Raw genomic sequence first — 20,480 nt, 5'->3', positions numbered from 1 at the left:
GCGCGGGCACGGGCACGGGCTCGCAGGTTCCGCGAACGCGGGGTGAGCAGAAGGCAATCGGGCGGCAACAGTCGGGCAATGCGGGGGAATCGGCGATCCCCTATTTCTGTCGGTCGACAGAAAGTGTCGCCCCCGTCGTCTCCCGTCGTGGAAGGCCGGTGCCCCGATGACCACCAGCGCTCCCCCCGCTCCCCGTCCGACCGGCGGCCGCCCGCCGCGGCCCGCGGAGCCGTACCCCCAGCAACTGCACCGCACCATGGGCCGGTTCGCCTCCTTCGCGGCGGGCTTCTCGTTCATCTCGGTGCTCACCACGGTGTTCCAGCTGTTCGCGTTCGGGTACGGGTTCGCCGGGCCCGCGTTCTTCTGGAGCTGGCCGCTGGTGCTCGGCGGCCAACTGCTGGTCGCCGCCTGCTTCGCCGAGCTCGCCGCCCGCTATCCGATCTCGGGCGCCATCTACCAGTGGGCGTCGCGACTGGGCAGCGCCGGCTACGGCTGGTTCACCGGGGTGCTGATGGTGCTCGGCCAGATCGTCGTGGTGACGGCGGCGGCGCTCGCCCTGCAGGTGGTCCTGCCCTCCCTCTGGTCGGGTTTCCAACTGCTCGGCGGCGAATCCGCGTTGGACACCCCGACCGGTGCGGCCAACGCCGTCCTGCTGGGCGGCGCGCTGATCGCCCTCACCACCCTGGTCAACGCCCTCGACAACCGGGTGCTGTCGGTCGTCAACGGCATCGGCGTGACCGCCGAACTCGCCGGCATCGCCCTGATCGTGGTCCTGCTGCTCACCCACGCCGAGCGCACCCCGACCGTCGTCCTGCACACCGGCCACAGCGGCGGCGGGTACCTCGGCGCCTTCCTGGTCGGCTCGTTCACCGCCGCCTACGTCCTGATCGGCTTCGACAGCGCGGGCGAGCTCTCCGAGGAGACTGTCGACCCGCGGCGCACCGCGCCCCGCACCATCCTCACCGCGCTGATCGCCGCCGGCGCGGGCGGCGGACTGCTGCTGCTCGGCGGACTGCTCGCCGCCCCCAGCCTCACCGACGGCCGGCTCGCCACCGACGGCCTGTCGTACGTGCTCACCAGCACGCTCGGCGACGGGCTGGGCCGGGTGCTGCTGGCGGACGTGGCGGTCGCGATCTGCGTCGGCACCCTGGCCATGCAGACCGCCGGCGCCCGGATGCTGTTCTCGATGGCCCGCGACGGCGTCCTGCCCGGCTCCCGCCGGCTCGCCGCGGTCTCGCCGCGCACCGGCATGCCGTCCGCCGCGGCGGTCGCCGTCGGCGTGCTGGCGGTCGGCTTCCTGCTGGTGAACCTGGCTGCCCCGAACGCCTTCCTGGCGCTGGAGACCACCTGCATCGCGCTCGTCTACACCGCGTACTCGCTGGTGGTCGGCGCCGCGCTGGTCCGCCGTCTGCGCGGGCTCCCGCTCGGCCCGGCCGACGCCCCCGCGGTCGACGAACGCGGCCGGCCGCTCTTCTCGCTGGGGCGCTGGGGACTGCCGGTCAACGCCCTCGCCCTGCTGTACGGCGCGGCGATGACGGTGAACCTGGCCTGGCCGCGCGCGGAGGTCTACGACCCGACCGGCGGGCACTGGTACCTGCGCTGGTTCACCGTGCTCACCGTCGCCGCCGCCCTGCTGCTGGGCGCGGCCTACCGGCTGGCCACCACCCGCCGCCGCTGAGCACTGCCGTGCAGGCCCCGAACGCCGTCCCCCGCCGACCCGAGGGGGACGGCGTTCGCACGCCCGCCCCCGCCCGGGGCGGTCAGTCGGCGGCCGGGCGGGTCGCAGCGAGGAGCGCGGCGCCCGCACGCGCCGCGGGGGCGGCGGCGTCGGCGGGGACGCCCGCGAAGCGCAGGGCCGCGGCGGCGACGGCCCCGGCGACGCGGTCCGCGTCCCGGTCGGCGCGTTCGCGGGCGACCGCGACGCCGCCCTCGACCAGGCCGAACAGCAGGTCGGTGCGCAGCTCCTGCTCGCCCTCGCCCGGGGTGAGCAGGAGGAGCAGTTCGCCGTAGGCGGCCTTGAGTTCGGCGCGGGCGCGGCGGAAGCCCTCGAAGCGCTCGCCGCGCACTTCGGGGAGCTGGTAGAGCGCGCCGAGGTTGTACAGGCCCCGGTGGAGCAGGGCGGCGTCGTACGCGGCGAGGGCCCAGAGGCGGGCGGCGGGGTCGGTCTCCACGGCGGCGAGCAGGTCGGCGGCGTAGCCGAGCGAGGGTTCGACGGTGGATTCCAGCAGGGTGGCGAGGAGGTCCTCCTTGCCGGCGAACCAGTGGTAGAGGCTGGCCTGCCGCATGCCGGCCTTCTCGGCGACGGCGCGGGTGGTGGTGGCCGCGTAGCCGTCGCGGGTGAAGAGTTCGGCGGCGGCGGCCAGGACCTCTTCCCGGGGGGTCAGCTCGCTGTCCGGCCTGGCCTGGGCGCGGGGGCGGCCGACGCGTCCGGCGCCGCTCCGGCGGGGGTTGTCGACGGGCATTCCTCGATCTTCGCACACCTCCCGATCCGGGCCGGCGGTCGCCGATCGGCCTCACGGCTGCCCGGACCCGGCGGTGAGGTGACGGTAACTCGGCTGCCACACACGGGCAATGACGGCGACTCCACCCGCTCCTAATTTCTGTCGCATGACAGAAACTCCTGGCGCCGGTACCGCCACCACCGGTGCGGCCCGTGCGCACGCCCGATCACAGGCCGGCACCGTCGTCGACTGCATGCCGCTCCTCCCGCCGCCGGAGGGCGTGCTGTGGGAGGAGACGGTGGCGGGCGGCGGTTACGCGCACCTGTCGGTCCCGGCCGGCGCGGAGCTGGCCCTGACCGACCGGGACGGCGACGCCTGCGCACACCTGCTGCTGTTCGTGACCGGCCGCCCGTGGGAGCGGTTGAACACCGCCGACACGGCGAAGGTGCAGTGGAACGCGTACCTGGGCGCCGGCAGCCTGCTGCTGTCGGACCAGGGCCGGGTGCTGGCCACCGTGGTCGCCGACTCCTCGGGCCGCCACGACACGCTGGCGGGCACCTCGACGGCGGCCCGCAACGCCGCGCGCTACGGCGACGGTACGCCGCAGGGCGAGTCGCCGGCCGGCCGGGAGCTGTTCAAGCTGGCGGCCGCGAAGCAGGGGCTGACGCCGCGCGACCTGCCGCCGAGCGTCTCCTTCTTCCACGGGATCCGGGTGGAGGCGGACGGCTCGCTCCGCTCGACCGGCTCGGCCGGACCGGGCGCCGAGGTGGTGCTGCGCGCCGAGCAGCCGCTGACCGTCCTGCTCGCCAACACCGCCCACCCGCTGGACCCGCGGCCGGAGTTCCACTGCACGCCGCTGCACCTGCGCGCCGTCCCCGGCGTCCCGACGGCCACGGACGACCCGCTGGCCGCCGCCACCCCGGAGCGCACCCGAGCCTTCCTCAACACCCGCACCCTGGGGGCCCGATGACCACCGCACCCGCCACCGCGACCGCCACCGCACCCGCCGTCCCCGCCGCGCCCGGCGTGCTGCTGGACGAGACTGTCCCGGCCCGCGCGGCCTGGTCGGCCGTCGTCCCGCGCGGGGCGATCCTCACCATCACCGACCTGCGCGGCAACCAGGCGGTCGACTGCCTGCTGTACGACGCCCACGACACCGCGGTCCGCTACAGCGCCCCCGACACCCTCCAGGCGCAGCAGGGCATCTTCCTGACCACCGGCAGCGTGCTGCTGTCCAACGAGCACACCCCGCTGATGACGGTGGTCGCGGACGACTGCGGCCGGCACGACACGGTGGGCGGCGCGTGCTCCAAGGAGTCCAACACGCTGCGCTACGGCCACCACACCTGGCAGCAGCACGCCTGTGTGGAGAACTTCCTGGCCGAGGGCGCCCGTTACGGCCTCGGCAAGCGCGACCTGGTGTCCAACATCAACTGGTACATGAACGTGCCGGTCGAGGCGGACGGCACGCTCGGCATCGTGGACGGCATCTCCGCCCCCGGCCTGCGGGTCGCCCTGCGGGCCGAGACGGACGTCCTGGTCCTGGTCTCCAACTGCCCGCAGATCAACAACCCGTGCAACGGCTTCGACCCGACGCCGGTGCGGATGACGGTGACCGAGGGGGGATCCCGATGAGCTTCGACACCCTGCTGGTCGCGAACCGGGGCGAGATCGCCGTCCGGATCGTCCGCACCGCCCGCGCGCTGGGGCTGCGCACGGTCGCGGTCTTCTCCGACCCGGACCGGTCGGCGCCGCACGTGCGGCTCGCCGACCGAGCGGTGCGGCTGGGGCCGGCCGCCGCCAAGGACAGCTACCTGCGCACCGACCTGGTACTGGCCGCGGCCCGGGAGACCGGCGCGGGGGCGGTGCACCCGGGGTACGGCTTCCTGTCGGAGGACGCGGCGTTCGCCCGTACCGCCGAGGCGGCGGGCCTGGCCTTCGTCGGGCCGACGCCCGAGCAGCTCGACGTCTTCGGCGCCAAGCACACGGCCCGTGCGGCGGCCGAGGCGGCCGGGGTGCCGCTGCTGCCCGGCACCGGCCTGCTGGCGGGGTTGGACGAGGCGCTGGCGGCTGCGGAGGGGATCGGGTACCCGGTGATGCTGAAGGCCACCGGCGGCGGTGGCGGCATCGGCATGCAGGCCTGCCGCTCGGCCGCGGAGCTGGCGGACGCCTGGGAGCGGGTGCAGCGGGTCGCGGCGGCGAGCTTCGCGACGGCGGGCGTGTTCCTGGAGCGGCTGGTGGAGCGGGCCCGGCACGTCGAGGTGCAGGTGTTCGGCGACGGCGCGGGCCGGGTGGTGACGCTCGGCGACCGGGACTGCTCGCTGCAGCGCCGCAACCAGAAGGTGCTGGAGGAGGCCCCGGCGCCCGGCCTGCCGGACCGGGTGCGGCGCGAACTCGCCTCCTCGGCCGCCGCGTTGTGCGCCTCGGTGGACTACCGCTCGGCGGGCACGGTGGAGTACGTGTACGACGCCGAGCGCGAGCAGGCGTACTTCCTGGAGGTCAACACCCGTCTGCAGGTGGAGCATCCGGTCACCGAGGCGGTGCACGGGGTGGACCTGGTGGAGTGGATGCTGCGCCTCGCCCGGGGCGAGCGCGAGGTGGTGCGCGAGGTCGGGCCGCCGCGCGGGCACGCGGTGGAGGCCCGGGTGTACGCCGAGGACCCGAGCCGCGGCCACCGGCCGAGCGCGGGCCGGCTGACCGAGGTCCGCTTCCCGGCGGACGTCCGGGTGGACACCTGGGTGGAGACCGGCACCGAGGTGACCACCGCGTACGACCCGATGCTGGCCAAGGTGATCGTGCACGGCGCGGACCGCGCCGACGCGCTGGCCCGGCTGGATGCGGCGCTGGCCGACACCCGGGTGGCGGGGATCGAGACCAACCTCGGCCTGCTGCGCGCGATCGGCGAGGTGCCCGAGGTGCGGGCCGCCGCCCACCACACCGCGACGCTGGCGGCGGTGGCCGACCCGACGCCGCGCATCGAGGTGGTCCGGGCGGGCACCCTGAGCACCGTCCAGGACTGGCCGGGCCGCACCGGCTACTGGCACGTCGGCGTACCGCCGTGCGGGCCGATGGACGACCTGTCGTTCCGGCTCGGCAACCGGGCGCTCGGCAATCCGGAGGGCGCGCCGGGCCTGGAGTGCACCCTGCAGGGCCCGGCGCTGCGGTTCACCGCGGCCACCCGCGTCTGCGTGACCGGCGCGCCCGCTCCGGTCACCGTGGACGGGCTGCCCGTCCCGCAGTGGGAGCCGGTGCTGGTCCCGGCCGGCGCGGTGCTGGACGTCGGCGCGCCGCCCGGGCCGGGCCTGCGCAGCTACCTGCTGGTGGCGGGCGGCCTGGACGTCCCGGACTTCCTCGGCAGCGCGTCGACCTTCACCCTCGGGCAGTTCGGCGGCCACGGCGGACGGGCGCTGCGCGCCGGCGACGTGCTGCACACCCGGACGGACGGCGCGAGCGACGGCGCGAGCGAAGCGCCGGGCACCGGTCCGGTGCCGCCCGCCGAGCGCCCGTCGTTCACCGCGGACTGGGCGCTGGCGGTGGTGGAGGGCCCGCACGCCGCACCGGAGTTCTTCACCGAGGCGGACATGGCGCAGTTCTACGCCGCCGAGTGGAGCGTGCACTTCAACAGCGCCCGCACCGGCGTGCGGCTGGTCGGCCCGAAGCCCACCTGGGCCCGCCCGGACGGCGGCGAGGCGGGCCTGCACCCCTCCAACATCCACGACACCCCGTACTCGGTCGGCGCGGTGGACTTCACCGGCGACATGCCGGTGCTGCTCGGCCCGGACGGGCCGTCGCTGGGCGGGTTCGTCTGCCCGGCCACCGTGGTCACCGGGCAGCGCTGGAAGCTCGGGCAGTTGCGGCCCGGCGACCGGGTCCGCTTCGTCCCGGTCGGCGAGCAGGCCGCGGCGGGGCTGCGCCGTGCCCCGGCCGCCGAGCCGGTGGCCGACCGGGCGCCGGTCACCGACGGCGGCGTGCTGGACCGCCTGCCGGAGAGCGCCGACCGCCCCTCGGTGACCTACCGGCGCAGCGGCGACGACAACCTGCTGATCGAGTACGGGCCGATGCAGCTCGACCTGGCGCTGCGGATGCGGATCCACGCGCTGGCCGAGCGGCTGGCCGCCGAGCGCCTGCCGGGCGTGGTCGACCTGACGCCGGGGATCCGCTCGCTGCAGGTCCACGTCGACCCGGACCGGCTGCCGGTCGGCGAACTGCTGGTGCTGGCCCGGCGGATCGAGCGGGAGCTGCCCGCCACCGACCGGCTGCGGGTGCCCAGCCGGACGGTCCACCTGCCGCTGTCCTGGGACGACCCGGCGACCCGGGAGGCGATCGAGCGGTACATGGCGGGCGTGCGCGACGACGCGCCGTGGTGCCCGTGGAACATCGAGTTCATCCGCCGGATCAACGGCCTCGCCTCGGTGGACGAGGTGTACCGCACCGTGTTCGACGCCGAGTACCTGGTGCTCGGCCTGGGCGACGTGTACCTCGGCGCGCCGGTCGCCACCCCGCTCGACCCGCGGCACCGGCTGGTCACCACCAAGTACAACCCGGCCCGCACCTGGACGGCGGAGAACTCGGTCGGCATCGGCGGCGCGTACCTGTGCGTGTACGGCATGGAGGGGCCGGGCGGCTACCAGTTCGTCGGCCGGACGGTCCAGATGTGGTCCGGCTGGCAGCAGCGCGGCCCGTTCGAGCCGGGCGCGCCGTGGCTGCTGCGCTTCTTCGACCGGATCCGCTGGTACCCGGTCTCCGCCGAGGAGTTGCTGGAGCTGCGGGCCGACATGGCGGCGGGCCGGTTCCGGCCGAGGATCGAGGAGGGCGAGTTCGCGCTCGCCGACCATCTGGCCTTCCTGGCCGAGCACGCCGGGCCGATCGCGGAGTTCCGCTCCGTCCAGGCCGAGGCGTTCGCCGCCGAGCGGCGGGCCTGGGAGGAGGCCGGGGAGTTCGACCGGGCGCTGAGCGCCGAGTCCACCGCGCCGCCGCCGCGCCGCGAGGTCGCCGTCCCGGCGGGTGGCAGCCTGGTGGAGTCGGAGTTCACCGCCTGCGTCTGGAAGGTCGACGTGGTGGTGGGCCAACAGGTCAGGAAGGGACAGCAGTTGATGGCCGTCGAAGCGATGAAGATGGAGTCGCCGGTGACCGCGGCGCAGGACGGGGTGGTCCGCGAGCTGCTGGTCCGGGCCGGGGACCAGGTCGAGGCCGGCACCGCGCTCGCCGTGCTGGCGGCCGCCCGATGACCGCCGCCGCGGCCCGGCCGTACTCCGGCTCGGCCGCCGACCGGGTCCGGGCCGCGTACCGCCGGATCGAGGCCGTCGACCGGCCCGAGGTCTGGATCGACCTGCGGCCCGAGGCCGAGGTGGCGGCCGAGGCCGCCGAGGTCGACCGCCGGCGGGCGGCGGGCGCGTTCCTGCCGCTGGCCGGGCTGCTGGTCGCGGTCAAGGGCAACATCGACGTGGCCGGCCTGCCCACCACGGCGGGCTGCCCGTCCTTCGCCCACCGGCCCGCCGCGGACGCCCCGGCGGTGGCCCGGCTGCGGGCGGCCGGCGCGGTCGTCCTCGGCACCACCAACCTCGACCAGTTCGCCACCGGCCTGGTCGGCACCCGCAGCCCGTACGGTGCGGTGCGCGGGGCGGTGGATCCGGAGCGGATCTCCGGCGGGTCCAGCTCCGGCTCGGCCGTCGCCGTGGCGCTGGGCATCGCCGACCTCGCGCTCGGCACCGACACGGCCGGGTCCGGACGGGTGCCCGCGGCGCTCAACGGCATCGTCGGACTGAAGCCGACCGTCGGCGCGATCAGCACCGAGGGCGTCGTGCCCGCCTGCCGCACGCTGGACTGCGTCTCGGTGTTCGCCGCCACCGTCGACCGGGCCATGGCCGCGTACGCGGTGCTCGCCGACCCGGTCGACGCGTCGGCGCCACCGCGCCGGCCCGGGCCGTGGCGGGTCGCCGTCCCGCCGACCGGCCGACTCGGCGCACTCGACCCCGGCTGGGCCGAGGCCTTCGAGGCGGCGGCCGACCGGCTGGCGGGCGGCTCCGAGCTGCGCCCCCTCGACCTCGCGCCGTTCAGCGCCGCCGCGGCGATGCTGTACGAGGGCGCCTTCGTCGCCGAACGCTACGCCGCGGTCGGCGAGTTCGTCGCCCGCGGCGGCGCCGACCTCGACCCGACGGTGCACCGGATCATCACCGCCGCGGCCGAACTGCCCGCCCACCGGCTGTTCCGGGACCAGGCGGAGCTCGCCCGGCTGCGCGAGCTCGCCCTCGCCGAACTCGGCGACGCCGACGCCCTGCTGCTGCCCACCACCACCGGCCACCCGACGCTCGCCGAGGTCGCCGCCGACCCGGTCGGGGTCAACACCCGGCTCGGCCGCTTCACCAACTCGGCCAACCTGCTGGGGCTGTGTGCCCTCGCCGTCCCGGCGGGCACGGTGGCCGGGCTGCCGTTCGGCGTGATGCTGCTCGGACCGGCCCGCACCGAGGACCGGCTCGCGGCGATCGCCCGGCAGCTCACCGAGCCGCCGCTGCGCCTCGCGGTGGCCGGCGCCCACCTGACGGGCCAGCCGCTCAACCCGCAACTCCGCGCCCTCGGGGGCACTTTGGAGGCCACCACCCGCACCGCGCCGGACTACCGGCTGCACGCCCTGGCCACCGTGCCGCCCAAGCCGGGCCTGGAACGGGTGGCGCCCAGCACGGGGGTCGCCGTCGAGGTCGAACTGTGGCGCCTGCCCGCCGCCGGCCTCGGCGCCCTGCTCGCCGCCCTCCCGCAGCCGATGGCGCTCGGCCCGGTCCGTCTCGCCGACGGCAGCTCGGCGACCGGGTTCCTGTGCGAACCCGCCGCCCTCGCGGACGCGGCCGACATCAGCCACCACGCGTCCTGGCGCCGCCACCTCGCCGAAAGCTGACAGGGGACGGCACCCGGCCCACCGGCCGGGTGCCGCCTCGGGTTCACCTGCCGTACCAGCGCCCGCTCGTACCGCGCGCGAAGAAACCTATGATCCACAGCACCAGGACCACCAACGCGATCCACCACAGTGCCTTCAGCGCGAACCCGGCGCCGAACAGGATCAGGACCAGCAGCAACACCAGCAGCATCGCGACCATCGCCGTCACCTCCAGACCACGCGTATGCCCGGATCACGGCTCCGAAACCGGGTCCAGCACCTGGATCGCGATCAGACAGGTGTCGTCGGCGGTGTCCGCCGGGCTGCGGGCCAGCGCCCGGTCGAGCAGCACGTCCAGGTCGTCGGCGGGCGCGGCCAGGTGCGCGGCCAGCTCGCGCAGCGGCTCCTCGACCGCGCGCTCGCGCTGCTCGACCAGCCCGTCGGTGTACAACAGCAGGATGTCGCCCGGCTCCATCCGCTCCACGCGCTCCTCGTACGCGGCGTGCGGGTCGGCGCCCAGCAGCACCCCGTGCGGCATGGCCAGCGGCTCGGCGGCGCCCTCGCGGATCAGTACCGGCGGCAGGTGGCCGGCCCGGGCCCAGTGCAGCTCGCGCCGCCGCGGGTCGTACCGGGCGCAGACCGCGGTGGCGGTGGCGGCGTCGCCGAGCTCCAGCGCGGCCCGGTTGAGCCAGCCCAGCAGCGGCCCCGGCGGGGCGCCGGTGACGGCGAGTCCGCGCAGCGCGTTGCGCAGCGCCACCATGCCGGTCGCGGCCTCCACGCCGTGGCCCGCCATGTCGCCGACCACCAGCAGCACCTGGTCGTCGGGCAGCAGCACGGCGTCGTACCAGTCGCCGCCGACCCGCTCCTCGCGGGCGGCCGGGCGGTAGCGGGCGGCGGCCCGCAGCCCGGCCCGGTCCAGCGGCGGCAGCACCCGCGGCATGATCGCCTGCTGCAGCCGCAGTGCCAGCCGGTGCCGGTCGGCCGACTCCTGCTCGCTGTCGGCGAGGCGCTCGCGGGTCGCGGCCAGCGCGAGCTCGGTCCGGTGCTGGGCGGAGACGTCCTGGTAGGCGCCGCGGACCGCACGGACCCGGCCGGTGTCGTCGGTGACGGGCTCGGCGACCAGCCGGGTGTACCGGGCCGGGCCGTCCGGGCGGACCAGCCGGAACACCGCCGACGCGGACCGCCGCTGGGCGAGGACCGCCGACAGCACCCGGCGGACCGCCGACACGTCGTCCGGGTGGACGTGCGCCGGCAGCGCCGCCAGCGGCATCGGCGAACTGCCCGCCGGCATGCCGTGGATCTCGTACAGGCGCTCGTTCCAGTGGGTCTCGCCGCTGTCCAGGTCCTCCTCGAACCCGCCGGTCCTCGCCAGGCGCTGGGCGTTGGCGAGCAGCGCCGCCTGCCGGTCCTGCTCCTCCGGCAGGCGCCAGCTCAGCAGCAGCTGTCCGCCGACCGGGGCGGCGGCCAACTCGACGGTGGTCGGGGTGGGGAAGGCGCCGCCGGTCAGGAAGGTCACCCGCAGGTCGGCGCGGACCGTGGCCCGGCCGGTGCTCCAGCTGCGCCGCAGCAGGTCGAGCACGGCCTCGGTGCCCGCCAGCGGGTACACGTCGAGCAGGGTGCGGCCCTCCAGCTCGTCCGGCGGGCGTCCGCCCGGGTCGCTGAAGCGGCCGTTGAACCGCAGCACACGGAAGTCCGCCACCTCGCCCTCCGCGTCGTGCAACGGCTCCAGCAGGACGGCCGGGTCCAGCACCGCCTCCACCAGGTCGCCGTACGGCGTGCCGGCCGGTGGCGGCTCGGGCTCGCCGGACAGCACCAGCGCGCAGACCTCGGTCAGGGCCCGCAGGCGGCGCAGCTCCGCGGCGGTCGGGTCGGCGGGTTGCTCGGGCCACGCGAGTTCGAGGACGCCGACGGTCCGGCCGTCCCGGCGGACCGGCAGCGCCAGCCGGTACGGTGCACCGTCCCGCCCGGGCGTCGCCGCGGCCGGCCCGACCGGGCCGTACCTGCCGCCCGCCGCGCCCACCACCCGCTGCGCGGGCGTGTCGACCCCGGGCGGCACCCGCTCCCACCCCGCCAGCTCGGCCGCCCGCAGCCCGCTCGCCGCCATCGGCCGCACCGCACCGCTCTCCTCGACCACCCACAGCACCACGGCCGTCGTCCCGAGCATCACCCCGGCCTGGTCGTGCACCACCCGCACCGCGAGCGCCGCGTCCCGTTCCATCTCCGGCTCCGTCGGGCCTGCGGCGCCCGGACGGGCAGCATCACCGCCGCCGCCGTCCGGCGCCTGCGCCGCGCTCCAGCCGCCGGGCGGGGGTGCCGGGTCGACCGGGGGTTCGGCGGCCAGGGCGGCGACCAGGTCGGCGGCGAGGGCGGGGACGGACATGCCGGCGCGTTGGGCGAGGTGGGCGAGTTGGCGGTCGGCGTCGGCGGGTGAGCAGTGCAGGCGTTCGGCGAGGGCTCCCACCGCGAGGGCGGTGAGCGCGCGGGTCGCCAGCCGTCCGCGCAGCCGGTCGGCCTCGCGCTGGGCCCGGCGCAGCCGGATCGCCAGCTCCCGTTCCTCCGCGGACCGTTCCGTGTTCGCCATGGCGTGCGGCCCGGTCAGCTCAGCCAGTGGCGGATCCGGCCGATCAGGTAGTCGGCGTCCACCGGCTTGGTGATGTGGTCGTTGGCGCCGGCGGCGAGGCTCTTGGCCCGGTCGCCGGGCATGGCCTTCGCGGTGACGGCGATGATCGGGATGGCGGAGTACTGGGCCATCTCGCGGATCGCGGCCATCGCCGCGTAGCCGTCGAGTTCGGGCATCATGATGTCCATCAGGATCAGTCCGACGTCGGGGTGTTCGCGGAGCCGGACCAGGCCTTCGCGCCCGTTGGCGGCGTGCAGGACGCGGGCACCGAGCGGTTCCAGGACGCCGGTGATGGCGAAGACGTTCCGCGCGTCGTCGTCGACCACGAGCACCGTCCGCCCGTCGAGCACCGAGGCGGGGCGTCGCGGCGCCGGCTCCGTACCGCTCCGCTCGGTCCGCTCCCCCGCGCCCTCGCCTGTGCCCTCGCCGTCCCGGGCGGTGTCGTCGCGGTCGTCGAGTGCGCGCGCGTCGAGGACGCGGACGATCCGCTCGCGCAGCTCGTCCAGTCCGGAGACGACCTGGATCCGTTCGTCGGCGCCGTACTGCGCCAGGTCGGCGAGTCCGCCCGCGTAGCCGAGGACGGCGACGCCGCTGACGGTGTCGAGCAGCCGCCGCACCGCGTCGCCGGGCAGGGACAGGTCGACGACCACGCACCGGTACGCCGCCTCGCCGAGCACGGCGGGTGCGGCGTCGGGTTCGCCGACGGCGCCGACCTCGACGGCGGGTTCGCGTCCGGCGGTGCCGCTGCGGGCGAGCAGGGTGAGCAGTCCGGGCGGGTCGGCCTCGACGACGAGGACGTGGTGCGGTCCGACCGGCGCGGGGACGGCGGCCGGCGCCTCGGCCCGTCCGCCGACGGGCAGCACCAGGGTGAAGCAACTGCCTTCGCCGGCGACCGATTCGGCGGTGATGGTGCCGCCGAGCAGGTGGGCGAGTTCGCGGCTGATGGACAGTCCGAGGCCGGTGCCGCCGTAGCGGCGTCCGGTGGTGCCGTCGGCCTGCTGGAAGGCGCCGAAGATGCTCTCCAGGTGCTGTTCGGCGATGCCGATGCCGGTGTCGCGGATCCGGAACGCGACGGCGCCGCCGCGTCGCAGGTCCTCGGGCAGGTCGTCGCCGGCCGGTTCGATCGACAGCCGGACGGCGCCCCGGTCGGTGAACTTGACGGCGTTGGAGAGCAGGTTGCGCAGGATCTGCCGCAGCCGGGCCTGGTCGGTGAGCAGTTCCTCGGGCACGCCGTGCGCGGTGACGACCTCGAACTCGAGGTTCTTCTGCCCGGCGAGCGGGCCGAAGGTGTTCTCGACGTACTCCAGCAGCTCGCGCAGCGCGAACGCTTCGACGTTGACGTCCATCTTGCCGGCCTCGACCTTGGAGAGGTCGAGGATGTCGTTGATCAGCTGCAGCAGGTCGGATCCGGCGGAGCGGATCACCTCGGCGTACTCGACCTGTTTCGGGGTCAGGTTGCCGTTGGGGTTCTGGGCGAGCAGTTGGGCGAGGATGAGCAGGCTGTTGAGCGGGGTGCGCAGCTCGTGGCTCATGTTGGCGAGGAACTCGGACTTGTACATGGAGGTGGTGGTGAGCTGCCGCGCCCGTTCCTCCAGTTCGAGCCGTGCCTGCTCGATCTCCAGGTTCTTCGCCTCGATGTCCCGGTTCTGCCGGGCGAGTTGCTCGGCCTTCTCGGCGAGTTCGGCGTTGGAGCGGCGAAGTTCACTCTGGCCGGACTGCAACTGTTCGCTGCGGGCCTGGAGTTCGGCGGTGAGGCGCTGGGACTCCTCCAGCAGTTCGTCGGTCCGGGCGTTGGCCAGCAGGGTGGAGAGGTTGGTGCCGAGGTCGCGGGCGAAGCGGTCGAGGAAGTCGCGGTGCAGCGGTCCGAACCGGTGCAGGGTGGCGATCTCCAGGACGCCGAGCAGCTGGTCCTCGACGACGATCGGCTGCACGATCAGCTCGCGGGGGGCCGCGGCGCCCAGTCCGGATCCGATCTCGGCGTAGCCTTCCGGGAGTTCGGTGACCGCGAGGGTGCGGTGGCTGCGGGCGGCCTGCCCGACCAGGGCTTCGCCGAGGCGGAACCGCCGTCCGCCGGGCCCGCCGCCGTAGCTGCTCATCGGGACCAGTTCGGTGCCGGCCGAGGTCTCCTCCGCGAGGTAGAACGCGCCGTACTGGGCGCCGAGCAGCGGGCACAGCTCGTCGGTGATCAGTTCGGCGACGGCGGCGAGTTCGCGGTGGCCCTGGATGAGCACGGTGAGCCGGGCCAGGTTGGTCTTCAGCCAGTCCTGTTCCTGGTTGGCGGTGGTGGTGTCGCGCAGCGAGCCGACCATGGCGTTGATGTTGTCCTTGAGGTCGGCGACCTCGCCGGAGGCGTCCACGGTGATCGAGCGGGTCAGGTCGCCCTCGGCGACGGCGCTGGTGACCTCGGCGATGGCGCGGACCTGGCGGGTCAGGTTGCCCGCGAGTTCGTTGACGTTCTCGGTGAGGCGCTTCCAGGTGCCGGAGACGCCCTCCACCTCGGCCTGGCCGCCCAGGCGCCCCTCGCTGCCGACCTCGCGGGCGACGCGGGTCACCTCGGCGGCGAACGAGGACAGCTGGTCGACCATCGTGTTGATGGTGGTCTTCAGCTCCAGGATCTCGCCCCGCGCGTCCACGTCGATCTTGCGGGTCAGGTCGCCGTTGGCGACCGCCGTGGTGACCTGGGCGATGTTGCGGACCTGGCTGGTCAGGTTGTGCGCCATGAAGTTGACGTTCTCGGTGAGGTCCTTCCAGGTGCCCGCCACTCCGCGCACCCGGGCCTGGCCGCCGAGGATGCCCTCGGTGCCGACCTCGCGGGCCACCCGGGTCACCTCGTCCGCGAACACCGAGAGCGTGTCGACCATGGCGTTGAGCGCCCCGGCGAGCGCGGCGACCTCGCCCTTGGCCTCCACGGTGATCCGCTGCGAGAGGTCGCCGCGGGCCACCGCGGTCGCGACCTGGGAGATCGAGCGGACCTGGCCGGTCAGGTTGTCGGCCATCACGTTGACGTTCTCGGTGAGATCCTTCCACGTCCCGGACACGCCCTGGACGGCGGCCTGCCCGCCCAGGTTGCCCTCGGTGCCGACCTCTCGGGCGACCCGGGTCACCTCGGCGGCGAACGAGGACAGCTGGTCGACCATGGTGTTCAGGGTGGACTTCAGCGCCAGGATCTCACCGCGCGCGTCCACCTCGATCTTCTGCGTGAGGTCGCCGCGGGCCACCGCGGTCGCGACCTGCGCGATGTTGCGCACCTGGGTGGTCAGGTTGCCCGCCATGGCGTTCACCGAGTCGGTCAGCTCCCGCCACGCGCCGACCGCCTGCGGGACCTTCGCCTGCCCGCCGAGCCGGCCCTCGGTGCCGACCTCCCGGGCCACCCGGGTGACCTCCTCGTTGACCCGCGAGAGCCGGTCCGCCATGTCGTTGAAGACCGCGGCGGTCTCCCCCAGCAGGCCGGGGCCGGGCGGCAGGCGCAGGCCGAAATCGCCGTCCCGGACGGCGGTCAGCCCGGCGAGCAGCTGCCGCAGGCCGTCCTCGGGGACGGCTTCGGCGGGCCCGCCCTCGACGGGCGGCTTCTCGGTGTCGGCAGGCTCGTCCACGGAACACCCCGGTTGCCCTCGGTGTCGGAAGGGGTACCGGCCCGGGGCCGGATCGGCGGCCCACCGGGCGGACACCCGTCCTCCCACTGTCCGCCTACCCGGCCGGGTCCGCAGTTCCGCACCCGATTCCGGCCGAACGGAGATTGTCACCGGACCGGGCGGACCGTCTCCAGCCACACCGCCTTGCCCGCACCCCTGGCCTCGCTGCCCCACGCCACCGCCAGCCGGTCCACCACCCGCAGCCCGTGCCCGCCGGGCGCCGCCGCCGGACCGGTCCGCAGCACCGGCGGCCGCTCGGTGCGGTCCACCACCTCCACCCGCAGCACCGGCCCGCTGCGGCGCAGCTCCAGCTCGTACGGGCCCTCGGCGTGCAGGCAGGCGTTGGTCACCAGCTCGCTGGTCATCAGCAGGACGTCCTCGCCCGCCAGCCACCGGCCCGGTTCCGCCGCCTGCCCGTCGGGTGCTCCGGCGGGCAGCCAGCCCCACTCCTCCAGCACCTCCCGGGTGAAGGCCCGGCTCCGCGCCACCGCGCCCTGCCGTCCGGCCAGCAGCAACCGCCGGCGCTCCCCGCCGGCGCCCGTCCCGTCCTCGGGAGCCGTCCCGGTGCCGTCCACGGCCTCGCCCGTCACTCGCCCTCGCCCTCGCCGTCGGCGGCCAGCGCCTCGGCCAGCCCCGGGTGGACGGTGAACAGCTCGTCGGCGCCGGTCACCTGGAGGATCCGGGCGACCACCGGGCCCGGCGCGGCGAGCTCCACCGCACCGCCCCGGCCCTGGACGGCGAGGCGGGTGCGCAGCAGCAGGTTCAGGCCGGTCGAGTCGCAGAACGCGAGGCCCGAGCAGTCGACCACCACGCGGCGGGCGCCGTCCGCGAGTGCCGCGTCCAGGGCCTCGCGCAGCGGGCCGACCGTGTCGTGGTCCAGTTCGCCCTCGGGGCGGACCACGGTGACCCGCGGGTGGACCTGAACGGTCACGGCGAGTTCGGGACGGGGCACGTCCATCGCACGCTCCTCCCGGGGGACGGCGACGCTCCACCCCACGATAGGCCGCGACCGCGACCGGTTTCACCCGCACGCGGTGTGGCAGACGATGGACAGGGGGCGTGCCCGACCCAACGGAGCGGAGCTGCCGGTGCGGATCGCGATCGTGGCGGGCGAACCCGGACCGGCCGAGGGCCAGGCCCCGGACCGCCTCGCCGCGCTCGCCCAGGCGCTCACCGGACGCGGACACCGGGTCGAGCTGGCCACCCGGGCGTCCCCCGCCCGGCTCGCCGAACGCACCGCCGACCGGGTCGCCGACCTGCCGCTGCCGCACGTGCCGGTGACCGCGCTGTACGCCGGCCGCCCCGATGCCGTCGGGACCGGCGCCGTGCTGCGCTCCACCCCCGCCTGGGCGGACGCGCTCGCCGCCTGCTGGCACCCCGACCCGCCCGCCGTCGTCCACGCCTGCGGCCCCGACGCGGCACTGGCCGCGCTGTCCGCCGCCCGGCGCATCCCCGACCTGCCTGTGGTCGTGGAGCGCGCCACCGACCTGCCCGGCACGCCCGACCGCGACCCCGACTCCGCGACGCGGCTCCGCCTGCTGCGCGGCCTGCTCGCCCGCGAGGCCGACCTGCTGCTGGCCCGCACCCGCTGGGAGGCCGCCCTGCTGCGCCGCCTCGGCGCGGCCTACCACCGGGTCGCGGTCGTGCCGCTGCCGGTCGACACCTCGCGCTTCGCCCCGGCCGCCCTGCTCGGCAACGGCGGTCCGCCGCACCTGCTCAACCTGGACGGCGGGCGCTCCCCCGAGGCCGTACCGCTGCTCTCCGCCGCGCTGCGCCGGCTGCCCGGCGTGCTGCTCACCGTCGCGGGCGGGCCGCGGACCGCCTCCCGGGGGCAGCTGCGGCGCCTCCCGGAGACCGCGCACCGCAAGGTCCCCGGGCTGCTCGCGGCGGCCGACGTCCTGGTCGCGGTGCCCTCCCGGGCGGCCGGCGGCGCGGCGGTGCTGGAGGCGATGGCCTGCGCGGTGCCGGTGGTCGCGGTCGAGAACGGCCCGGTGGGCGAGCTCGTCGTGGACGGCGTCACCGGCCTGCTGGTCCCGCCCGGCCGCCCCGCCCTGCTCGCCGGTACGGTCCGCGACCTGCTCGCCGACCCGGCCTTCGCCCAGGCCCTCGGCATCGCCGGCGCCGACCGCGCCCGCGCCCTCCACACCTGGCCGCTGGCCGCCGAACACCTCGACACCCTCTATCCGGCCGTCCACCCCGTCGCCTGAACCCCGACCGCGGCCCCTGGACACACCGCGCCCACCACCCCGGCCCGCAACGCCAGCAGCCGGCCGGACCCGCAGCCGAGCATCCGTCGCCGCCTCGGCGCGGCGGTCGCGGCCGTCGGGGCGAAGCCGGCCCCCTGGCCCGCCACCCTCGACGCCCCGGCCGCGCGACCGGAGCCCGCGCCCCGGTGCCGCGGCGAAGCATCCGCCGCGCGCACCCCGGCGGAGCCGGTCTCCGATCCACCGCCCCCACGCTGTCGGCATGCCGCCCGGTCGCGCCTCAGAAGTGCGTCGTGATCCCGAACGCCTCGCGCAGCCGTGCCATGTCGTGCAGGTCGCGGTCCCTCGGCTCGTATCCCCGGTGGAAGTACACCTGCTGCTCGGCCGACAGGCACGGCACCGCCCGGCCCCCGATCGTCCCGCCGACGAAGCACGCCGCCGGGTACCGGAACGGCCGCCCCGCCTCCAGGGACTCCTGCGTCGCGCTGCCGTCGGCGGCGAAGGCCAGCGGGTGCAGGTCGATCTCCCGCCCGTCCGCGTGGGAGAGGACGAAGCGGACGGGCCGCCAGTCGAGCGTCTCGCGGAAGCCTGCCGCCGCGAGCGCGGCGAGGACGGCGGGTTCCTGCTCCTGGCGGTGCATCAGGTCCAGGTCCGCGTGCGGCCGGGTCTGCTCGCCCAGCAGCGCGTCGATGCCCCAGCCCCCGCCGATCCAGACCTCCGCGCCCGCCTCGCGGAGCACGTCCAGGATCTCCAGTACCTCGTCACCGGTCACGGGGCGGAGCCTACGGTCCGGGTACGCTGGGCGGCACCCGAAATATCCCGAGGGAAACGGACCGGCCCGCATGGACGTCGTCTTCACCGGAGAGGTCGTCGAGTGGCGCGGCCCGGCCCCGTACTTCTTCGTCCCGGTGCCGGACGCGCAGTGCGCCGACATCCGCGAGGTCGCGGCGATGGCCAGCTACGGCTGGGGCGTGGTCCCGGTGGGCGCCCGGATCGGCGGGGTCGCGTTCGAGACCTCGCTGTTCCCGAAGGACGGCGGGTACCTGCTGCCGTTGAAGAACGCGGTGCGGGGGCCCCAGGGTCTCACCGCAGGGGACGAGGTCGCCGTGGAACTGACCGTCCGTCTCTGACCCCGAGCAGGTGGGCGGTGAGCGCGTCCAGGTCGAGGTGGTCGGTCTCCGACCCGTACGGGACGACCGTGCAGGTGCCCTGCAGGAAGGCCCGGACCTGCGCGGCGGGGGCCCGCAGCGCGCAGGTGCTGCCGGGGACGCTCAGCGCGATCAGGATCTCCTCCCGTTCGGCGCAGATGGCCGGGAAGACCGAGACGTCGCCGGTGCCGGCCCAGGTGTTGAGCCCCTCGGTGAGGATCTCCCGGGCGAACACCCAGGTGATGGGCTCGTCCAGGTCGACGTGGCAGTCGAGGTGCACGGCGTACGGGTCCGCCCGGTAGTACCGCAGACGGGCGGCGACGGGGATACTGAGACCGGGGCAGGTGACGGCCCGCAGTTCGAGGTCCAGCCAGTGGTCGGGGCGGCGGACGTTCATCGGGGCGCCTCCCCTGTCACCAAGGCAAGAAACGTTTCTTCATTCGGCCGACCATGGGCCTGACGGCGAATCATGCCCATTCAACGACCGAACAGGCCCGTGGTCACACTCCGAGTCAGCCGAGCTCGTAGTCGAACCACATCCGGTGCGTCCCGTCCTCGTCGATCGCCAGGCCGCCGGCCCCGGTGATCCCGGCCAGCGCGCCGATGCCGCTGGTCGGGACGATGGTGAAGAACTCCGCCGTCCGGTCGCTGCCGGAAGTCGTCGCGGAGTGCACGAAGTTGAACGCGCCGGCCGCGCCGTTCAACGAGCCCTCGAAGGACTCCATCGCCACGTAGGTGCCGACGCCCGTGCTCTGGTCGAACGCGGCGGTGAACAGCGTGGCGGACCGGCCCGCCACCTCCCCCTCGAACTGCTTCTCGATCCGCGCGACGCCCACCGGCAGCCCGGTGGCGATCTCCGGCTCCTGCTTCAACTCGGTGGGGGCGAAGGACTTCACGGTGAACGTTCCAGAAGCTCTCATGCCCGGATGGTAGCCAGCACCTCCGACAGCGGGGGCGCACCGCCCGGCCCGCGCGCCGCCCGGACCGGGCGGCCGCCCGGACCGGGCGGCCGCCCCGGCTCAGCCGGCGCCCCGGCTCAACCGCCGAGCCGGGCCAGCACGCTCGGGTCGAGCTGCTCGGCGAGGACGCGCAGCGCCGCCTTCACCTCCGCCAGCCGGGCCGGGTCGGCCAGCACGTCCGCGAGGACGCCGTCGACGTCGGCCGAGCGGATCTCGGCGACCCGCGGGGAGACCTCCCCGGCGGGGCTGAGCAGGGTGCGGCGGCGGTCGGCGGGGTCGACGACGGCCTCGACCGCGCCGGCCTCGCGCAGCCGGGCGACGCAGGCGGAGACCTTGCTCTGCGGGAAGCCGGTGCGCAGGGCGATGTCCTTCACCGGCGTCCCGGGGTGGGCCTTGATGTCGGCGGCCACGATGATCACCGACTGGGCGCTCGTGCCGTGGGCGCCGATCCCCTCGGTGGGGATGGCGGCCTCGCCGAGCTTCATCAGGGTGCGGCCCAGCAGGGCCAGGTCCATGCCGTTCACACCGCGAGAGTACATCAGCCAAGATGCATCACTCTTGATACATCAGTTCTGATGCATTACGCTTCAATCCATCACCCCACCGCG

General features: G+C 75.3%; 17 protein-coding genes. 7 read left to right on the top strand and 10 right to left on the bottom strand.

Annotation, left to right across the window (positions count from 1 at the left end; translation table 11 throughout):
* Nucleotides 1-166 precede the first annotated feature (166 nt).
* Nucleotides 167-1,678: an amino acid permease gene (locus tag ACGFX4_RS09935; protein ID WP_393071499.1), complete on the top strand. Its 1,512-nt coding sequence runs from the start codon at nucleotides 167-169 to the stop codon at nucleotides 1,676-1,678.
* 82 nt (nucleotides 1,679-1,760) lie between these two features.
* Here ACGFX4_RS09935 and ACGFX4_RS09930 read toward each other — a convergent pair whose 3' ends face one another.
* Nucleotides 1,761-2,462, bottom strand: a complete 702-nt coding sequence (locus ACGFX4_RS09930) for a TetR/AcrR family transcriptional regulator (protein ID WP_393071498.1) — start codon at nucleotides 2,460-2,462, stop codon at nucleotides 1,761-1,763.
* A gap of 145 nt (nucleotides 2,463-2,607) precedes the next feature.
* Here ACGFX4_RS09930 and ACGFX4_RS09925 point away from each other — a divergent pair, with 145 nt between their 5' ends.
* The 4 genes from ACGFX4_RS09925 to ACGFX4_RS09910 are packed head-to-tail and all read left to right on the top strand — an operon-like array spanning nucleotide 2,608 to nucleotide 9,330.
* A complete protein-coding gene (locus ACGFX4_RS09925) occupies nucleotides 2,608-3,411 on the top strand; it encodes an urea amidolyase associated protein UAAP1 (RefSeq protein ID WP_393071497.1) in 804 nt (267 codons plus the stop codon).
* Nucleotides 3,408-4,076: an urea amidolyase associated protein UAAP2 gene (locus ACGFX4_RS09920; protein ID WP_393071496.1), complete on the top strand. Its 669-nt coding sequence runs from the start codon at nucleotides 3,408-3,410 to the stop codon at nucleotides 4,074-4,076. The genes ACGFX4_RS09925 and ACGFX4_RS09920 overlap by 4 nt, the downstream gene beginning before the upstream one ends.
* Nucleotides 4,073-7,669 (top strand): urea carboxylase, encoded by a 3,597-nt coding sequence (gene uca / locus ACGFX4_RS09915; RefSeq protein WP_393071495.1) that lies wholly within the window; start codon nucleotides 4,073-4,075, stop codon nucleotides 7,667-7,669. Before ACGFX4_RS09920 ends, uca begins: the two co-directional genes overlap by 4 nt.
* Complete coding sequence (locus ACGFX4_RS09910) at nucleotides 7,666-9,330, top strand: allophanate hydrolase (RefSeq protein ID WP_393071494.1); 1,665 nt, start codon at nucleotides 7,666-7,668, stop codon at nucleotides 9,328-9,330. Before uca ends, ACGFX4_RS09910 begins: the two co-directional genes overlap by 4 nt.
* 43 nt (nucleotides 9,331-9,373) lie before the next feature.
* Here the strand turns inward: ACGFX4_RS09910 and ACGFX4_RS09905 are convergent, their stop codons facing one another.
* The 5 genes from ACGFX4_RS09905 to ACGFX4_RS09885 all read right to left on the bottom strand — a co-directional run bounded on the left by ACGFX4_RS09905 (nucleotide 9,374) and on the right by ACGFX4_RS09885 (nucleotide 16,519).
* Complete coding sequence (locus ACGFX4_RS09905; protein ID WP_393071493.1) at nucleotides 9,374-9,529, bottom strand: hydrophobic protein; 156 nt, start codon at nucleotides 9,527-9,529, stop codon at nucleotides 9,374-9,376.
* A gap of 33 nt (nucleotides 9,530-9,562) precedes the next feature.
* A complete protein-coding gene (locus ACGFX4_RS09900; RefSeq protein WP_393071492.1) occupies nucleotides 9,563-11,890 on the bottom strand; it encodes a SpoIIE family protein phosphatase in 2,328 nt (775 codons plus the stop codon).
* Between the two features lie 14 nt (nucleotides 11,891-11,904).
* Nucleotides 11,905-15,522 (bottom strand): HAMP domain-containing protein, encoded by a 3,618-nt coding sequence (locus ACGFX4_RS09895; RefSeq protein WP_393071491.1) that lies wholly within the window; start codon nucleotides 15,520-15,522, stop codon nucleotides 11,905-11,907.
* 146 nt (nucleotides 15,523-15,668) lie between these two features.
* A complete protein-coding gene (locus ACGFX4_RS09890) occupies nucleotides 15,669-16,151 on the bottom strand; it encodes an ATP-binding protein (protein WP_393071490.1) in 483 nt (160 codons plus the stop codon).
* Nucleotides 16,148-16,519, bottom strand: coding sequence for an STAS domain-containing protein (locus tag ACGFX4_RS09885; RefSeq protein ID WP_393071489.1), 372 nt, complete (start codon nucleotides 16,517-16,519; stop codon nucleotides 16,148-16,150). The genes ACGFX4_RS09890 and ACGFX4_RS09885 overlap by 4 nt, the downstream gene beginning before the upstream one ends.
* 130 nt (nucleotides 16,520-16,649) lie before the next feature.
* On the opposite strand from ACGFX4_RS09885, the gene ACGFX4_RS09880 reads away from it, so the two are divergent.
* Entirely contained in the window at nucleotides 16,650-17,768 is a 1,119-nt protein-coding gene (locus ACGFX4_RS09880; protein ID WP_393071488.1) for a glycosyltransferase family 4 protein, read from the top strand.
* Nucleotides 17,769-18,045: 277 nt separating this feature from the next.
* Here ACGFX4_RS09880 and ACGFX4_RS09875 read toward each other — a convergent pair whose 3' ends face one another.
* Nucleotides 18,046-18,537, bottom strand: coding sequence for a nucleotidyltransferase domain-containing protein (locus ACGFX4_RS09875; RefSeq protein ID WP_393071487.1), 492 nt, complete (start codon nucleotides 18,535-18,537; stop codon nucleotides 18,046-18,048).
* 70 nt (nucleotides 18,538-18,607) lie between these two features.
* Here ACGFX4_RS09875 and ACGFX4_RS09870 point away from each other — a divergent pair, with 70 nt between their 5' ends.
* Nucleotides 18,608-18,895: a DUF1905 domain-containing protein gene (locus ACGFX4_RS09870; RefSeq protein ID WP_393071486.1), complete on the top strand. Its 288-nt coding sequence runs from the start codon at nucleotides 18,608-18,610 to the stop codon at nucleotides 18,893-18,895.
* On the opposite strand, the gene ACGFX4_RS09865 is transcribed toward ACGFX4_RS09870, so the two are convergent.
* From ACGFX4_RS09865 to ACGFX4_RS09855, 3 genes are all read right to left on the bottom strand, one after another.
* The gene (locus tag ACGFX4_RS09865; RefSeq protein ID WP_393071485.1) at nucleotides 18,849-19,310 is read right to left on the bottom strand and encodes an SsgA family sporulation/cell division regulator; all 462 of its coding nucleotides are present in this window, start codon (nucleotides 19,308-19,310) and stop codon (nucleotides 18,849-18,851) included. The genes ACGFX4_RS09870 and ACGFX4_RS09865 overlap by 47 nt on opposite strands.
* Nucleotides 19,311-19,425: 115 nt before the next feature.
* The gene (locus ACGFX4_RS09860) at nucleotides 19,426-19,833 is read right to left on the bottom strand and encodes a DUF3224 domain-containing protein (RefSeq protein WP_393071484.1); all 408 of its coding nucleotides are present in this window, start codon (nucleotides 19,831-19,833) and stop codon (nucleotides 19,426-19,428) included.
* 116 nt (nucleotides 19,834-19,949) lie between these two features.
* Nucleotides 19,950-20,387 (bottom strand): MarR family winged helix-turn-helix transcriptional regulator, encoded by a 438-nt coding sequence (locus ACGFX4_RS09855; protein ID WP_393071620.1) that lies wholly within the window; start codon nucleotides 20,385-20,387, stop codon nucleotides 19,950-19,952.
* Nucleotides 20,388-20,480 lie beyond the last annotated feature (93 nt).

The organism is Kitasatospora sp. NPDC048365 (assembly GCF_043200835.1).
Taxonomy (GTDB): Bacteria; Actinomycetota; Actinomycetes; order Streptomycetales; family Streptomycetaceae; genus Kitasatospora; species Kitasatospora terrestris.
The sequence above is the reverse complement of the archived record's forward strand: the minus strand, read 5'-3'. Positions and strand labels throughout refer to the sequence as shown.

Coding starts and splice junctions, on each gene's coding strand:
- ACGFX4_RS09935 (WP_393071499.1), top strand. CDS start 167: ATGACCACCAGCGCTCCCCCCGCTCCCCGTCCGACCGGCGGCCGCCCG.
- ACGFX4_RS09930 (WP_393071498.1), bottom strand. CDS start 2,462: ATGCCCGTCGACAACCCCCGCCGGAGCGGCGCCGGACGCGTCGGCCGC.
- ACGFX4_RS09925 (WP_393071497.1), top strand. CDS start 2,608: ATGACAGAAACTCCTGGCGCCGGTACCGCCACCACCGGTGCGGCCCGT.
- ACGFX4_RS09920 (WP_393071496.1), top strand. CDS start 3,408: ATGACCACCGCACCCGCCACCGCGACCGCCACCGCACCCGCCGTCCCC.
- uca (WP_393071495.1), top strand. CDS start 4,073: ATGAGCTTCGACACCCTGCTGGTCGCGAACCGGGGCGAGATCGCCGTC.
- ACGFX4_RS09910 (WP_393071494.1), top strand. CDS start 7,666: ATGACCGCCGCCGCGGCCCGGCCGTACTCCGGCTCGGCCGCCGACCGG.
- ACGFX4_RS09905 (WP_393071493.1), bottom strand. CDS start 9,529: ATGGTCGCGATGCTGCTGGTGTTGCTGCTGGTCCTGATCCTGTTCGGC.
- ACGFX4_RS09900 (WP_393071492.1), bottom strand. CDS start 11,890: ATGGCGAACACGGAACGGTCCGCGGAGGAACGGGAGCTGGCGATCCGG.
- ACGFX4_RS09885 (WP_393071489.1), bottom strand. CDS start 16,519: ATGGACGTGCCCCGTCCCGAACTCGCCGTGACCGTTCAGGTCCACCCG.
- ACGFX4_RS09870 (WP_393071486.1), top strand. CDS start 18,608: ATGGACGTCGTCTTCACCGGAGAGGTCGTCGAGTGGCGCGGCCCGGCC.
- ACGFX4_RS09865 (WP_393071485.1), bottom strand. CDS start 19,310: ATGAACGTCCGCCGCCCCGACCACTGGCTGGACCTCGAACTGCGGGCC.
- ACGFX4_RS09860 (WP_393071484.1), bottom strand. CDS start 19,833: ATGAGAGCTTCTGGAACGTTCACCGTGAAGTCCTTCGCCCCCACCGAG.
- ACGFX4_RS09855 (WP_393071620.1), bottom strand. CDS start 20,387: ATGGACCTGGCCCTGCTGGGCCGCACCCTGATGAAGCTCGGCGAGGCC.